Genomic DNA, 14321 nt, shown 5'->3' with positions numbered 1-14321 from the left:
CCACGCACCCGTTCGAGTCACCCACACCCCTGAGGAGTCATGGAGATCCGCGCGAGCACCGTGCTGCCGGCCCGGCGGCGTCCCGTCACCCTGCACACCGCGGACGGCCTGGCACTGGTCGGAGAACTCGCGTTGCCGCAGGACAACGATCCGGTGGCCACGATCATCTGCCTGCACCCGCTGCCCACCGCCGAGGGGATGATGGACAGCCACGTGCTGCGCAAGGCGTCCTTCCGGCTGCCCGCGCTGGCCGACATCGCGGTGCTGCGGTTCAACACGCGCGGCACCACCTCCCGGCACGGCACCAGCGAGGGGGAGTTCGGCGGCGGGGAGACCGAACGCCACGACGTCGCCGCGGCCATCGAGTTCACCGAGTTCGAGGACCTGCCCGAACCGTGGCTGGTGGGCTGGTCCTTCGGCACCGAGCTGGCACTCAAGTGGGGGCACGACCCCGCGGTCCGGGGCGCGATCCTGCTGTCGCCGCCGCTGCACCGCGCCACCGACGCCGACCTGGACGCCTGGGCGGAGTTCGGCCGGCCCCTGGTCGCGCTCGTCCCGGAGCACGACGACTACCTGCGTCCCGAACAGGCCCGCGAACGCTTCTCCCGGGTTCCGCAGGCCGAGGTGATCGGCGTGGACAACGCCCGGCACCTGTGGGTCGGCGAACCCTACGTGCGCATCGTGCTCAACGAGATCGTCAAACGGGTCGCCCCCCAGGCGCATCCCCTGCCCACCGAGTGGGACGGCCCCTACGAGAAGGACACGCTGCACTGAGCCCCCGCCCCGTGCCCGATCCGGGGCGGACACGGGGACGAACGGGCCGAGGCCCGGTCCGTACGGACCGGGCCTCGGTGTGTCGGGGGCATGTCCACGGGACGGGGACTACTCCTGCCACCAGTCCTCGTCGTCGGCGCCGCCCTTGCTGCTCGACGGAGCGGCCACCGGCTGCTTCTGGCTGTTGCCGTTCTGGCCGTTGGGCGCCGCGGCCGGCGGGGTCGACTCGATCGCCGCGGGCTCCGGAGCCGCGGGAGCGGCGGGGAAGCCACCGCCGCCGCCACCACCCAGCAGCTGGCGCAGCTGCTGCAGGTGGGACTGGATGCTGTCGCGCTGGCGGGTGAGCTCGTCGACCTCCTGCTGGGCCTTGGTCAGGATCCGGTCGGCCTCGGTCTTGGCGTCGCTGACCAGGTGCTGGGCCTTGGCCTTGGCCTCGGAGGTGATCTGCTCGGCCTGCTTCTTGGCGTTGGCCACGACCTGCTTGGCGTGCTGCTCGGCGTCGCGGCGGGTCTGCTCGGCCTGCGCGCTGGCCTTGGTGGCCCGCTGCTCGGCGCTGGCGGCCCGCTCCTCGGCCTCCGCGACCAGCTTCTGCGTCGCGGCCTGCGCGGCGGCCAGCCGCTCGGCGTCCTGGCGCTCGGCCTCCTCGCGGCGGCTGGCGAGCTGGATCTCGAAGTCGGCCTCCTCCTGGGCCCGCCGCGCCTCGCTCTCCTCCATGGCGCGCTGGGCCTGCGACCGCATCTCGTCGGCCTGGCGCTTGGCGGCCTGGATCATCTCGTCCCGCTCGCGCTTGGCGGAGGCACGGGCCTGGGCGCACTCGCGCTCGGTGGTGGTGCGCAGCTTGGCGATCTCGCCCTCGAAGGTGGCGCGCTTCTCGGCGATCTCGTGGTCCACCGCGGCGCGCTTCTTCTGCACCTCGCGCTCGGTGGTGGAGGTCAGCTCGTCGGCCTCGCGCCGCGCGGAGGTGCGGATCTCCTCCGCCTCCAGCTCGGCGGACTGGCGCATCTCGTCGGCCTCGCGCTGGGCGGTCGAACGCAGTTCGGTGGCCTCGTTCTCGGCGGCGGCACGCATCTCCGCGGCCTCGACCTTGGCGGCGACCTTGATGTCGTTGGCCTTGGCGCGGGCGTCGTGCACGAGCTCGGTGGCCTGCTCCTCGGCCAGACGCAGCAGCTGCTCGATGCGGGCACCCAGACCGGAGTAGGTGGGCCGCTCCTGCTCCTGGATCTGGCGCTTGGCGTCGGCCAGTTCCTTGCGGAGCTTGTCGGCCTCCTCGCGGGCCTGGCGGCCCTCCTGGCGGAGTTGGGCGAGGTAGTCGTTGACCTGGGTGCGGTCGTAGCCGCGCAGGACAACATCGAACTCCGTCGCCTGGTTGTTTTCGTCGAAGAAATTACTGAGCTGGGCGTCAATATCGGACGACATGTGGCGGAATCCTGAACAGGTGACGAGACGGCTACATTACGGACGGATGTCTTCGTTTCGGTACGGCGGACGTCGCAGCGTTCGGCCGGAGCCGTGTCTGCGCTGCCTCAGCACGAAGACCGCTCTGGAGCGGGAGCCTACTCCGCGGCAGTGGACTGCGCGGAGGGTTCACCGCATTGCTATGGGATTGTGCTGATTACCTGACGAACTGGTGTTTTGTGTCCGCCAGGAAACGAGGACGCGAACCGCCGGGGTTGGAGGACACCCGTCAACGATGGAACGGCGGCTAGGAGACTTTATCAAGCCGTGCCGCCGTCGGAAGGTGGTTTGGGAGAGAACCTGGGTTTTCGGCCGCTCCGTGCACGCTTGGGCGTCCTCCGGTTCCGGAGGGCGATACCGCCCGGACCGGGACCGGCGGCCGCCCGCTCCGCCGTCGGCCGCGGCACTCAGTGCCGTGCGTCGTCCGTACGCGCCTGCACCAGTTCGGTGAGCACCCCGCCGCAGTCCTTGGGGTGCAGGAAGGTGATCAGCGACCCCATCGAGCCGTTGCGCGGCTGTGCGTCGAGCACCCGGACCCCGCGCCCGCCGACCGTCGCGGCGGCCCCGGCCACGTCCGCGGTCCCGAACGCGATGTGGTGCACCCCCTCGCCGTTGCGGGCGAGGAACTTGGCCACCGGCGAGTCCTCGCGGATCGGCTCCAGCAGTTGCAGGTAGCTCGCCCCGCCGTCGTCCGTCCCGTTGATCCGCAGCATCGCCTCACGGACGCCCTGCTCCTCGTTGACCTCCTCGTGGGTCACCTCGAAGCCGTAGGTCTCCCGGTAGAAGCGCACGCTCTCGTCCAGGTTCCGGCAGGCGATGCCGATGTGGTCGATGCGGGTGAACACAACTTCCTCCCTCCCTTAAAGCCGCTGATCCGGCTGTCTGTATGGTGACAGACCAGGTGAGGGACGACAGGAGGAGGGCTCGGCAAATGCCTGGATCGGTCATCGTCAGCGGCGCGCGCACCCCCATCGGGAAGCTGCTCGGAACACTCTCCGGCTTCTCCGCCGTGGACCTGGGAGCCATGGCCATCAGGGCCGCCCTGGAACGGGCCGGGATCTCCGGCGACCAGGTCGACTACGTCGTCATGGGCCAGGTCCTCCAGGCCGGCCAGGGGCAGATCCCCTCCCGCCAGGCCTCGGTCAAGGCGGGCATCCCCATGAACGTCCCCTCGCTCACCATCAACAAGGTCTGCCTGTCCGGCCTCGACGCGATCGCGCTGGCCGACCAGCTCATCGCCGCCGGGGAGTTCGACGTGGTGGTCGCGGGCGGCATGGAGTCCATGACCAACGCCCCGCACGTGCTGCCCAAGGCCCGCCACGGCTACAAGTACGGCTCCGTCGAGGTGCTCGACGCCACCGCCCACGACGCCCTCACCGACGCCTTCGACCACGTGTCCATGGGGCTGTCCACCGACCGCCACAACGCCCGGCACGGCCTCACCAGGGAGGAGCAGGACGCCTTCGCCGCGCGCTCCCACCAGCGCGCCGCCGCCGCCATCGAGGCGGGACGGTTCAAGGACGAGATCGTCCCGGTGGAGATCCCGCAGCGCAGGGGCGAGCCGAAGATCTTCGACACCGACGAGGGCGTCCGCCCCGACACCACCGCCGAGGGCCTCGCCCGGCTGCGCCCCGCCTTCGACCCGGAGGGCACCATCACCGCCGGCTCCTCCTCCCAGATCTCCGACGGCGCCTGCGCGGTCGTGGTCATGAGCCGGGCCAAGGCCGAGGAGCTGGGCTGCGAGATCCTCGCCGAGATCGGCGCGCACGGCAACGTCGCGGGACCGGACAACTCCCTGCACTCCCAGCCGTCCAACGCGATCAGGCACGCGCTCGCCAAGGCGGGCCGGGAGGTCTCCGACCTCGACCTGGTCGAGATCAACGAGGCGTTCGCCAGCGTGGCCCTGCAGTCCATGCGGGACCTGGGCGTCTCCGCAGACATCGTCAACGTCAACGGCGGCGCGATCGCGCTGGGCCACCCCGTCGGCATGTCGGGCGCCCGCATCGTGCTGCACCTGGCCCACGAGCTGCGCCGCCGCGGCGGCGGACTGGGCGCCGCCGGCCTGTGCGGCGGCGGCGGACAGGGCGACGCGCTGCTGCTGTCGGTGCCCTCGGCCTGACGGAGCGCGGTGTGCGGGCCCCGGCCCGCACACCGCGCCGGCGGCGCCCGCCGTTTCACCCCCAGACGGCCCGCGCGGCGGGGTCGCTAGAGTGTCCGGTGTGGGAAACCCGCTGAACCTCCCGTTCGACCCGATCGAGCGCGCGCACGACAACTGGGCCGCCCGCTGGGGCAAGTCCTCCGCGATGGCGGCCGTGACCTCGGTCATGCGGGCGCAGCAGCTCCTCCTCGGCCAGCTGGACGCCGCGCTCAAGCCGTACGCGCTGACCTTCGCCCGCTACGAGGCGCTCGTCCTGCTCACCTTCAGCTCCAGCGGCGCGCTGCCCCTGGGCAAGATCGGCGAACGGCTGATGGTACATCCCACCAGCGTCACCAACACCATCGACCGGCTGGAGCGCCAGGGCTTCGTCCGGCGCAGGCCCAACCCCAGCGACGGGCGCGGCACCCTCGCCGAGATCACTGACTCCGGGCGCGAGGTGGTGGAGCAGGCCACCCGCGACCTGCTGGACATGGAGTTCGGCCTGGGCTGCTACGACGACGAGGAACGGTGGCAGATCTACACCCTGTTCCGGAAACTGCGGGTGGACTACGGGGACTTTCCCGCCGAGAGCTGAGCGCGGCGCGCGGGCCGCCGAGGGGAGCAGGGTTCACCGCGGCCGCCGCGGATGCGGCAGGATGGAGACATGCAGCCTTCGGAATTCTCCATGCACGGCGCGGTCGATCTCGGCGCGCGCAAAGCGGCCCTGGAACGCGAGGCCAAACGGCAGGCCGAGGCGGCGTCGGGAACCGCCAACCCCTACGCCGTGGACGTCACCGAGGAGAACTTCCAGCGCGACGTCCTGGAGCGGTCCCTGCAGGCTCCGGTCGTCCTGGTGCTCCTGGCGGGCTGGTCCGGGGAGTCCAAACAGACCGAGCAGGCCCTGGACAAACTGGCCACCGAGGCCCAGGGGCAGTGGCTGCTGGCCAAGGTCGACGCCGAGGCCAGCCCGCAGCTGGCCCAGGCCCTGCGCGCCCAGGGGGTTCCCGCGCTCTACCTGACCCTGGGCGGACAGATCCAGCCGCTCGCGGCGGGGCCGATGAACGAGGACCAGCTGCGCGACCTGCTCTCCCAGGTCTTCGCCGCGCTGCGGCAGCAGGGGGTGCTGCCGCAGGACTACACCGGGGTCGGCCCGGCCCAGCCCGCCGAACAAGAGCAGGAGCCCCAGCGCGACCCCGTCCAGGCCGAGGCCGCCGAGGCGGTGCAGCGCGGCGACTTCGCCGCGGCCGAGGCCGCCTACACCGCGGCGCTGGAGAAGGACCCGGGCAACGGGGACTACACGATGGGCCTGGCCCAGGTGCGCCTCCTGGCCCGGGTGCGCGACCTCGACGTCAACGCGATCCGCAAGGCCGCCGCCGACGACCCCGCCGACGTCGACGCCCAGTGCGCGGTCGCCGACCTCGACATGTACGGGGGCAAGGTCGAGGACGCGTTCGCCCGGCTGGTGGCGACCGTACGCCGGACCGGCGACGAGGACCGGGACCGCGCGCGCAAGCACCTGCTCGGCCTGTTCGAGGTGCTGCCCGCGGGAGACCCGCGGGTCGCCAAGGCCCGCCGCAACCTGACCTCCGCGCTCTTCTGAGCCGCCGGACGCCCGCATTCCGGGGACCGGCCGCCGCGGTCCCCGGCTAAGCAGCCTTCCCGCTGGGTAAAAACCCAGCAGATCCAACGGAAGGCGGTCTCCGATGGCTCTCGTGGTGACGATCTCCGCGACCTACGGCGCTGCGGGCAGCGTGATCGGACCCGCGGTGGCCGAACGGCTGGGGGTTCCCTTCCTGGACCGGGCGATCCCCGAGGAGGTGGCCGAGCGCCTCGGCTGCTCCCTGGAGGACGCGCTGGAGCACGACGACCGCGCCCCCGTGGGCCTGGAGCGGCTGCTGTCCAGCGCGGCACGGCTGCCCAGCATCACCCTCGGCAGCGTCGACACCGTCTTCCTCGGCGCCACCAACGCCGAGGGGCGCCTGCTGTACGACCAGGAGTTCGTCGAGCACACCGAGCGCGTCGTCGCGGCCGTGGGGGAGCGGGGAGGAGTGGTCCTGGGCCGGGCCGGGGCGGTCGTCCTGGCGGAGCACCCCACCGCCGTCCACGTGCGGCTCGACGGGCCGCGGGAGCGGCGGCTGCGCCAGGCCGTCGCGCTGCGCGAGGCGCTGCCCCGCGACGCCGCACAGCCCGGCGGATGGCGTCCGCCCACGCTGCGCGACCTCGACGCCAACGACCGCGCGCGCAGCGCCTACGTGCGGCGCTTCTACCGGGCCGACCCCGCCCACCCCAGGCACTACCACGTGGTCCTCGACACGACGGTGACCGCGCACGCCACGTGTGTCGATATCATCGAACGTCTGGCACGGGAGCGCGCGGGGGAGCGCTGACCCGGGCGGAGGCCGCGCGGACGCGGCCGCTCCCGCCGCGGTCCGGGCCCCGCACGGAACCGGTCCCGAGGCCAGCACCCGCACCGCGTGTCCGCCCCCTCGGCCGGTCGGGGCCCGCTTCGGTCCGAGGCGGGTGGCGGCACGCCGAGACACCAGCGACCCGTCCGCACGCGGTCGATTCTTGGAAACAACGAGGAGTTTCCCGTGGCCAGCCTTCCCAGCGTCTCCTACTCGATCACGGTCCGCCTGGAGATCGACGGACGTGCCAGCGCCGTGAGCAGTCTCACCAACGCCGTCGAGCACGTGGGGGGCGTCGTCACCGCACTCGACGTGAACTCCTCCGGGCACGGGCGGCTGCGCATCGACGTCACCTGCGCGGCCCGCGACACCACCCACGCCCAGGCGATCGTCGACTCCCTGGACGCGGTCGAGGGCGTCACCGTCCACAAGGTCAGCGACCGCACCTTCCTCATGCACCTGGGCGGCAAGATCGAGATGCGGTCCAAGGTGCCGCTGCGCAACCGCGACGAACTCTCCATGGCCTACACCCCGGGGGTGGCCCGCGTCTCCTCCGCGATCGCGGCCAACCCCGACGACGCCCGCCGCCTGACCGTCAAACGCAACAGTGTGGCCGTGGTCACCGACGGATCGGCCGTGCTGGGTCTGGGCAACATCGGCCCCGAGGCGTCCCTGCCGGTCATGGAGGGCAAGGCGGCCCTGTTCAAGCGGTTCGCCGACATCGACGCCTGGCCGATCGCCCTGGACACCCAGGACACCGACGAGATCGTGCGCACCGTGCAGATCATCGCCCCCGGGTTCGGCGGCATCAACCTGGAGGACATCTCCGCCCCCCGCTGCTTCGAGGTGGAGGCCCGACTGCGGGAGCTGCTGGACATCCCGGTCTTCCACGACGACCAGCACGGCACCGCGATCGTGGTGCTGGCCGCGCTCAAGAACGCGCTGCGCGTGGTCGGCAAGGAGCTCGGCGACGTCCGCGTCACCATGTCGGGCGCCGGCGCGGCCGGCACCGCCATCCTCAAACTGCTGCTGCACGCCGGAGCCAAGGACGTGGTGGTCTGCGACGTCCGCGGCGCCGTGCACCAGGGCCGCGAGGACCTCGACGACAACCTGCGGTGGATCGCCACCCACACCAACCCGGACGGCTACGCCGGGGACCTGGCGGGCGCGGTGCGCGGCGCCGACGTGTTCATCGGGGTCTCCGCGCCCAACGTGCTCTCCGGCGAGGAGGTCGCCGAGATGAACGAGGACGCGATCATCTTCGCCCTGGCCAACCCCGAACCGGAGGTCGACCCCGAGATCGCCGCGCTGCACGCCGCGGTCGTGGCCACCGGACGCAGCGACTACCCCAACCAGATCAACAACGTGCTGGTCTTCCCCGGCTTCTTCCGCGGCCTGCTGGACGCCCAGAGCCACCGGGTGACCCCCGACATGATGCTGGCCGCGGCCGACGCGCTCGCCGCGGTGGTCACCGCGGAGGAGCTGAGCCCGCACTACATCATCCCCAGCGTCTTCCACCAGGGGCTGTCGCAGCGGGTGGCCGAGGCGGTGCGCAAGGTGGCGCTCCGCGACGGGGCCGCGGGGGGACGGGAGGACTGAACGCGCGGTCGCACCGCCCCCGGCGCGAGTGGACAAACCGTGATCAACGGCGCGTGAGGCGGCGGCGGGGCCGGGTATGGAGGCAACTATGGATCGGCTGAGTCTGACCGGGGCGCTGCTCGTGGCCAGTCCGCTGCTGGAGGATCCGAACTTCTACCGCTCCGTGGTCTTCGTGATCGACGACACCCCGGAGGAGGGTGCGCTCGGCGTCATCCTCAACCGCCCCTCGGAACTGGAGGTCGGCGAGGTCCTGGCGGACTGGGGGGAGCACGTCAGCCACCCGGCGGTGATGTTCGCGGGGGGCCCGGTCGGCACGGACGCCGGCCTGGCGCTGGCGGTGCCCGACAACGGGCACAAACCGCTGGGCTGGCGGTCGCTGGAGGAGATGGACGCCGAGGTGTGGCCGAGCGGCCTGGGCACGGTGGACCTGGACACGCCGCCGCAACTCGTCGCCGACGCGCTCCGGCGGCTGCGGGTCTTCGCCGGGTACGCGGGGTGGAGCGCAGGTCAGCTGCGGGACGAGATCGACCAGGGCGCCTGGTATGTTCTCCCCGCGACCGTCGATGACGTGTTCTGCGCCGACCCCCGGGGACTGTGGTCGCGGGTGCTGCGGCGCCAGGGCGGGGAGGTCGCCTTCGTGGCCACCTTCCCCGACGATCCGACACTGAACTGATTGGCCGCGCACCCGCTACCGTGGACAGAGACCGAGGAGGTGTGAGGGCACGATGACGATGGACGTTGTCAACAAGGTGATTCCGGAGAGCGAGACCCGTCCGGACATCTCGCACGACGGCGGCGACCGCGAGCGGTTCGCCCACTACGTTCAGAAGGACAAGATCACCGAGAGCGCCGTCACCGGGACGCCGGTGATCGCGCTGTGCGGCAAGGTGTGGGTGCCCAACCGGGACCCGAAGAAGTTTCCGGTCTGCCCCGAGTGCCAGAAGATCTACGACGAACTGATGGCCTGACCGGTGGCGACGAAGCGGCGGGGAGGCGGTCTCTCCGCTCGGTGGAACGGCGAGTGAGGCCCGCGGCAGCGGGCCTTCTTGCGTTCCGCCGAAGAAGGGCCGCGCGGTCCGCGTCCGCGGGCCTGCCGGGTCACCTGCCCTCGTCGAGGCGCAGGCGCCGGGCCCGCAGCAGCGCGGCCGCGCCCGCTCCGGTCACCGCCAGGGCGCCCAGGACGAACGGCGCGATGTCGATCCCGGTGGTCGGCAGGGAGCCGTCCTTGCCGCCGCTGCCGGTGCCTCCGGTACCTCCGGTGCCGCTGGCGGCACCGGGGTTCGAGGTGCCGGTGGTCTGCCCGTCGTCCGAACCGGTGCCGGGGGTGCCGTCCGCGCCGTCCTGGCCCGCGAACGTCACCGGGACGAACACGTCCTGGCTGCGGTCGGAGGAGCGGGTGTGGTCGTTGCGGGTCACCACGGCGCAGTGGACGCCCTCGGCCAGGCAGTCGGTGAACTCGTCCGCGGCCCGGACCGTCAGCTGGACGGTGAACGAGCCGTTGGTGCCGCTGCCCTCGTAGGGCTGGGCGAGTCCCTGCCCGTAGGGGGGCGGGTTGGACGAGATCCACACCGAGGCCCCGCTCTCGCCCGACATGTCGACTCCGCCGATGCAGGGGCCGGGGGCGGTGGTGGCGTCGGCGTTGGAGATGTCGCAGAAGGAGACGTAGATGCCCTTGGAGGTGTCGTAACCCGACCCGGTCACGGTGATCTGCTCGCCCTCGGGGTTGAGCCCCGAGGTCTTGGAGACGGTCAGGCTGGGGCCGCCGGTTGTGGCGGCCAGGGCGGGGGATCCGGTCAGGGCTGCCAGGACAGCCAGGGAGCCGCCGACCGCGGCGGCGCTCCGGAATCCCCTGAAGGCGGTGGACATGGGGGTGGGATTCTCCGTTCCGTGCGAGACGTGGTTGTCGCGGTGTCGGAGGGGGGACACCGGGGATGTGCCACTATGCTTAGGCTAACCTAAAAATCCTGATCGGCCCTGTCAGTGCACCACCAGGAGGCCGCGTTGTCAAGATTGTGACGACGAGTCGTCATAATCAACACAACAGTGACGGACAGCCCGTCCGCCGCACCGCGGCCCCTCCAGTCGATGGGACCCCCATGCCACCTCACCCCTCTCCCCGCAGCCGGACACGCCGCGGCCCGAGCCGCCGCACGGCGCTCCTGCTGACCCTGGCCGCCGCGCTCACGGCCTGCTCCGCCCCCGAGTCCACCGAGGACGCCATCCCCCCGCTCGCCGAGAACCGGCTGCAGATCCTGGAGGGCGAAGCGGCCCCCTCCCTCCCGGTCACCGTGGACTCGATCGTCCCGGTGGCGAACCGCACCGCCGACACCCCGACCACCCACGAACAGGTCGAGGTCACCGACGTCAGCCGCATCCTGCCGCTCAACGGCGGCATCGCCGAGATCGTCTACACCCTGGGCCTGGGTGACAACGTCGTGGGCCGCGACGCCACCGCCACCTTCGCCGAGGCCGCGGAGCTGCCCGTGGTCACCCAGGGACACGACATCTCCGTGGAGGGGGTGCTCTCCCTGGACCCGACCCTCGTCATCGCCGACACCTGGACCGGCCCGTACGAGGCGATCGAGCAGCTGCGCGCCAGCGGTGTCACCATGGTCATCCTCGACGAGGTGTGGTCCCTGGACGGGATGTACACCCGCATCACCGACGTCGCCGAGGCACTGGGGGTGCCCGAACGCGGCGAGCAGCTCGTCCAACGGGTCCGCGACCAGATGGCCGAGGTCCGCGACGGTCTCCCGGACTCCGTGCGAGGAGCCCGGGTCGCCTTCCTCTACCTGCGCGGCAGCGCCGGGGTCTACCTCCTGGGAGGACCCGGATCGGGGGCCGACGCCCTGATCGCCGAACTCGGCCTGGAGGACGCGGGCACCGCGATCGGCCTGGACCGGGCGTTCACCCCGATCACCAGCGAGGCGCTCATCGAGGCCCAACCCGACGTGCTGCTCGTCATGACCGGCGGTCTGGAGTCGGTCGGCGGGGTCGACGGACTCCTGGAGATCCCGGGCACCGCCCAGACGCCCGCGGGCCGGGAACGGCGCGTCCTCGACTACGAGGACGGCCTGGTGCTCGGCTTCGGCCCCCGCACCCCCCAGGTCCTCAAGGCCATGTCCGACGACCTCACCGAACTGTACGAGGGGGAGGCGCGGTGACCCTGCCCGCCGACCACCGGGCGCGGACGGTCCCCGCGCCGCCCCACGGCACCGCCCGCATCCGACGTACCACGGCGCTGCGGGGCACCGTCCTGCTGGTGGTGCTGGCCGCCGCACTGGCGGCGGCGGCACTGGTGGCCGCGGGCGTGGGCGCCTACCACGTGCCCGCGGCCGAGGTCGCCGGATCGGTACTGCGCGGCCTGGGACTGGGCGCGGGCGAGGCCGCCGACCCGCTCGCCGACGAGGTGTTGTGGAACGTCCGCTTCCCCCGGGTCGTCCTGGCCATGATCGTCGGGGCCTCACTGGCGCTCGCCGGGGCCATGATGCAGGGAGTCTTCGGCAACCCGCTGGCCGAGCCCGGCGTCATCGGTGTCTCCTCGGGAGCGACCGTGGGGGCGGTCCTCGTCATCGCGCTCGGCGCCTCCGCGCTGGGCTACTGGACGGTCATCGCCGCCGCCTTCGCCAGCGGGATGGCCACCACCGTGCTCGTCTACACGCTCTCCCGCTCGGGAGGCCGGGCCGAGGTGGTCACCCTGCTGCTCACCGGGATCGCCGTCAACGCGGTGGCCGGGGCGCTCATCGGCGCGGCCACCTACTTCTCGGAGGACGCCGAGCTGCGCTCGATCACCAACTGGCAGATGGGCAGCCTGGCCGCGGCCACCTGGCCCAAGGTCGCCGCGGCCCTGCCGTTCGCCGCGGCGGGCATCCTCGCCGCACCGTTCTTCGCCCGCCGCCTGGACCTGCTCGCCCTCGGTGAGAGTCCAGCCCGCCACCTGGGGGTCGACGTGGAGCGGATGCGCCAGGCGCTGATCGTCGTCATCGCGATGCTCACCTCCTCGGCCGTGGCCTTCGCCGGGATCATCAGCTTCGTCGGCCTGGTGGTGCCGCACATGGTGCGCATGGTCGCCGGTCCCGGGCACCGGGTCCTGCTCCCGGCGAGCGTGCTGGGCGGCGCCCTCGTCCTCGTCGCCGCAGACCTGGTCGCCCGGGTCGTCGCCGCCCCGCAGGAGGTGCCGCTGGGGATCATCACCGCGCTGGTCGGCGGCCCGTTCTTCTTCTGGCTGCTGTACCGGACCCGAGCCAGGCAGGGAGGTTGGGCATGAACCGGGTACGGCGGACACTGCGCGCGCTCGCGCACGGTTCGGGACTGCGGCGGATCAGCCCGCCCGAACGGGTCGGCCCCCGGACGGTGGTCCTGGGCGCGCGGAACCTCGGCCGGTCCTACGGCTCCCGGACGGTGCTGGACGACGTGAGCCTCGACGTGCGCACCGGCGAGGTGCTGGCGCTGGTCGGACCGAACGGCGCGGGCAAGAGCACGCTGCTGGCGGCCCTCGCCGGCGACAGCCCGCCCGACCGGGGCGAGGTGACCGTCCTGGGCCGCCCCCTGGCGGAGTGGAGTCCGGCCGAACTGGCGCTGCGCCGCGCGGTGCTGCCGCAGAATTTCACCGTCAGCTTCCCGTTCGACGTGATCGACGTGGTGTACATGGGCCGGGCGCCGTGGGCGGCGGTCGGGGGCGCCGATGACGACGACCGGGTGGTCGCCGACGCCATGGCGGCCACCGAGGTCACCGCCCTGGCGTCCCGGAAGTTCCCCGCCCTGTCGGGCGGGGAGCGGGCCCGGGTCATGCTCGCCCGGGTTCTGGCCCAGCAGACCCAGGTCGTGCTCCTGGACGAGCCCACGGCCGCACTCGACATCCGCCACCAGGAGCTGGTGCTGCGCATCGCCCGGGAACGCGCCGCGCAGGGTGACGCGGTCGTGGTGGTTCTGCACGATTTGGCGTTGGCTGCCGCCTACGCCGACCGAGTCGCGATACTCTCCGAGGGACGGATTGCGGCGTACGGGCCGCCCGCTGAGGTCTTCACCGCGAGACTGCTCAGCGACGTCTACTCATACGAGGTCGAGATCGTGTCGCATCCGCGCACCGGAGCACCGCTGGTCCTGCCAGTACGGTGACCACCCGCGGCGCGGGGCGACCCCGACGGGTTAGGACACATGGTTTCCACTTCTCGACGCCCCCCTGGCGGCCGGCGCCGCAGTTCGGGCAGGGGCCGCAGGAGGGCCCCCGCTCCGCGCGGTCGCGTCACCGTCGGCGAGGTCGTGCGCGTGGCCTTCCGCACCATCGGCGAGCTGCTGTTCACCGCAGGCCTGGTCATGCTGTTCTTCGCCGCGTTCCAGATCTGGGGCAAGCAGTTCCAGACCGACGCCGAGCAGGAGCGACTCGCCCAGGCCATGGCCGAGGTGTGGGAGCAGGGGCCCGACTCCGAACCGCTGCCCGGAACGGCCAACAGCAGGCTCTACATTCCCAAGACCGACCAGGACTGGGTCGTGGTCAGCGGGGTCGGTCCCGAGGACATCAGGTACGGTCCGGGCTGGTACCCCGAGTCCTGGACCCCCGAGGGCATGGTTCCCGCGGCCCGGGCCGGACAGCCCGGCAACTACGCGGTCGCCGGGCACCGCGTCGCCGCCGTCTTCTGGGACCTCGACCAGTTGGCGGAGGGCGACGAGCTGGTCCTGGAGGACGGGGAGAACTTCTACACCTACCAGGTGGTGGAGAGCAAGGTCGTGCTGCCCAACGCGATCGAGGTGACCGCGCCCGACCCGTTCGACCCCGAGTCCACGGAGGACCCCGAGCGGGCCTACCTCACCCTCACCACCTGCCACCCCAAGCTGCAGAACTCGCACCGGCTGATCGTCCACGCCGAACTCGTCGACACCCGTCCCAAGGACCAGGGCATGCCCGACAACATCGCGCACATGGCGCCCGACACCGAGGAGGAGTGAGCCAC

The 14321-nt window shown here is 72.0% G+C and carries 15 protein-coding genes; 12 read left to right on the top strand and 3 right to left on the bottom strand.

From position 1 onward, the window contains the following. The first annotated feature begins 39 nt into the window (after positions 1 to 39). Positions 40 to 774: an alpha/beta hydrolase gene (locus FOF52_RS12260; RefSeq protein ID WP_248590100.1), complete on the top strand. Its 735-nt coding sequence runs from the start codon at positions 40 to 42 to the stop codon at positions 772 to 774. 108 nt (positions 775 to 882) lie between these two features. Here FOF52_RS12260 and FOF52_RS12255 read toward each other — a convergent pair whose 3' ends face one another. Together FOF52_RS12255 and mce are read right to left on the bottom strand one after the other, a co-directional pair. Further along, a complete protein-coding gene (locus FOF52_RS12255) occupies positions 883 to 2190 on the bottom strand; it encodes a DivIVA domain-containing protein (protein WP_248590099.1) in 1308 nt (435 codons plus the stop codon). 446 nt (positions 2191 to 2636) lie between these two features. Then, positions 2637 to 3074 carry a methylmalonyl-CoA epimerase gene (gene mce / locus FOF52_RS12250; protein WP_248590098.1) on the bottom strand — a complete coding sequence of 146 codons (438 nt, stop codon included), beginning with the start codon at positions 3072 to 3074 and terminating at the stop codon, positions 2637 to 2639. Positions 3075 to 3160: 86 nt separating this feature from the next. On the opposite strand from mce, the gene FOF52_RS12245 reads away from it, so the two are divergent. The 7 genes from FOF52_RS12245 to FOF52_RS12215 all read left to right on the top strand — a co-directional run bounded on the left by FOF52_RS12245 (position 3161) and on the right by FOF52_RS12215 (position 9338). Next, entirely contained in the window at positions 3161 to 4348 is a 1188-nt protein-coding gene (locus tag FOF52_RS12245) for an acetyl-CoA C-acetyltransferase (protein ID WP_248590097.1), read from the top strand. A 100-nt stretch (positions 4349 to 4448) separates the two neighbouring features. Then, a complete protein-coding gene (locus FOF52_RS12240; protein WP_248590096.1) occupies positions 4449 to 4961 on the top strand; it encodes a MarR family winged helix-turn-helix transcriptional regulator in 513 nt (170 codons plus the stop codon). Positions 4962 to 5030: 69 nt separating this feature from the next. Further along, positions 5031 to 5966 (top strand): tetratricopeptide repeat protein, encoded by a 936-nt coding sequence (locus FOF52_RS12235; protein ID WP_248590095.1) that lies wholly within the window; start codon positions 5031 to 5033, stop codon positions 5964 to 5966. Between the two features lie 103 nt (positions 5967 to 6069). Beyond that, positions 6070 to 6753, top strand: a complete 684-nt coding sequence (locus FOF52_RS12230; RefSeq protein WP_248590094.1) for a cytidylate kinase-like family protein — start codon at positions 6070 to 6072, stop codon at positions 6751 to 6753. 204 nt (positions 6754 to 6957) lie between these two features. Next, a complete protein-coding gene (locus FOF52_RS12225) occupies positions 6958 to 8370 on the top strand; it encodes an NAD-dependent malic enzyme (protein WP_248590093.1) in 1413 nt (470 codons plus the stop codon). An 88-nt stretch (positions 8371 to 8458) separates the two neighbouring features. Then, positions 8459 to 9043: a YqgE/AlgH family protein gene (locus tag FOF52_RS12220; protein ID WP_248590092.1), complete on the top strand. Its 585-nt coding sequence runs from the start codon at positions 8459 to 8461 to the stop codon at positions 9041 to 9043. A gap of 52 nt (positions 9044 to 9095) precedes the next feature. Then, a complete protein-coding gene (locus FOF52_RS12215) occupies positions 9096 to 9338 on the top strand; it encodes a DUF3039 domain-containing protein (protein ID WP_248590091.1) in 243 nt (80 codons plus the stop codon). 130 nt (positions 9339 to 9468) lie between these two features. Here the strand turns inward: FOF52_RS12215 and FOF52_RS12210 are convergent, their stop codons facing one another. After that, a complete protein-coding gene (locus FOF52_RS12210) occupies positions 9469 to 10236 on the bottom strand; it encodes a hypothetical protein (RefSeq protein WP_248590090.1) in 768 nt (255 codons plus the stop codon). A gap of 230 nt (positions 10237 to 10466) precedes the next feature. Here FOF52_RS12210 and FOF52_RS12205 point away from each other — a divergent pair, with 230 nt between their 5' ends. From FOF52_RS12205 to FOF52_RS12190, 4 genes are read left to right on the top strand one after another with little or no spacing between them, the layout of a single operon-like run. Further along, positions 10467 to 11534 carry a heme/hemin ABC transporter substrate-binding protein gene (locus tag FOF52_RS12205; protein ID WP_248590089.1) on the top strand — a complete coding sequence of 356 codons (1068 nt, stop codon included), beginning with the start codon at positions 10467 to 10469 and terminating at the stop codon, positions 11532 to 11534. 2 nt (positions 11535 to 11536) lie between these two features. Continuing rightward, the gene (locus FOF52_RS12200) at positions 11537 to 12637 is read left to right on the top strand and encodes a FecCD family ABC transporter permease (RefSeq protein WP_425265550.1); all 1101 of its coding nucleotides are present in this window, start codon (positions 11537 to 11539) and stop codon (positions 12635 to 12637) included. Next, positions 12634 to 13488, top strand: a complete 855-nt coding sequence (locus FOF52_RS12195) for a heme ABC transporter ATP-binding protein (RefSeq protein ID WP_248590087.1) — start codon at positions 12634 to 12636, stop codon at positions 13486 to 13488. Before FOF52_RS12200 ends, FOF52_RS12195 begins: the two co-directional genes overlap by 4 nt. Before the next feature lie 39 nt (positions 13489 to 13527). Then, positions 13528 to 14316, top strand: a complete 789-nt coding sequence (locus FOF52_RS12190) for a class E sortase (protein WP_248590086.1) — start codon at positions 13528 to 13530, stop codon at positions 14314 to 14316. Positions 14317 to 14321 lie beyond the last annotated feature (5 nt).

This window comes from Thermobifida alba (genome assembly GCF_023208015.1).
GTDB lineage: Bacteria > Actinomycetota > Actinomycetes > Streptosporangiales > Streptosporangiaceae > Thermobifida > Thermobifida alba.
This window is presented reverse-complemented; position numbering and strand designations above follow the sequence as displayed.

What these genes read in the sequence shown, in the direction of transcription:
- FOF52_RS12260 (WP_248590100.1), top strand. Translation starts at nt 40, where the DNA reads ATGGAGATCCGCGCGAGCACCGTGCTGCCGGCCCGGCGGCGTCCCGTC.
- FOF52_RS12255 (WP_248590099.1), bottom strand. Translation starts at nt 2,190, where the DNA reads ATGTCGTCCGATATTGACGCCCAGCTCAGTAATTTCTTCGACGAAAAC.
- FOF52_RS12245 (WP_248590097.1), top strand. Translation starts at nt 3,161, where the DNA reads ATGCCTGGATCGGTCATCGTCAGCGGCGCGCGCACCCCCATCGGGAAG.
- FOF52_RS12235 (WP_248590095.1), top strand. Translation starts at nt 5,031, where the DNA reads ATGCAGCCTTCGGAATTCTCCATGCACGGCGCGGTCGATCTCGGCGCG.
- FOF52_RS12230 (WP_248590094.1), top strand. Translation starts at nt 6,070, where the DNA reads ATGGCTCTCGTGGTGACGATCTCCGCGACCTACGGCGCTGCGGGCAGC.
- FOF52_RS12220 (WP_248590092.1), top strand. Translation starts at nt 8,459, where the DNA reads ATGGATCGGCTGAGTCTGACCGGGGCGCTGCTCGTGGCCAGTCCGCTG.
- FOF52_RS12215 (WP_248590091.1), top strand. Translation starts at nt 9,096, where the DNA reads ATGACGATGGACGTTGTCAACAAGGTGATTCCGGAGAGCGAGACCCGT.
- FOF52_RS12210 (WP_248590090.1), bottom strand. Translation starts at nt 10,236, where the DNA reads ATGTCCACCGCCTTCAGGGGATTCCGGAGCGCCGCCGCGGTCGGCGGC.
- FOF52_RS12205 (WP_248590089.1), top strand. Translation starts at nt 10,467, where the DNA reads ATGCCACCTCACCCCTCTCCCCGCAGCCGGACACGCCGCGGCCCGAGC.
- FOF52_RS12195 (WP_248590087.1), top strand. Translation starts at nt 12,634, where the DNA reads ATGAACCGGGTACGGCGGACACTGCGCGCGCTCGCGCACGGTTCGGGA.
- FOF52_RS12190 (WP_248590086.1), top strand. Translation starts at nt 13,528, where the DNA reads ATGGTTTCCACTTCTCGACGCCCCCCTGGCGGCCGGCGCCGCAGTTCG.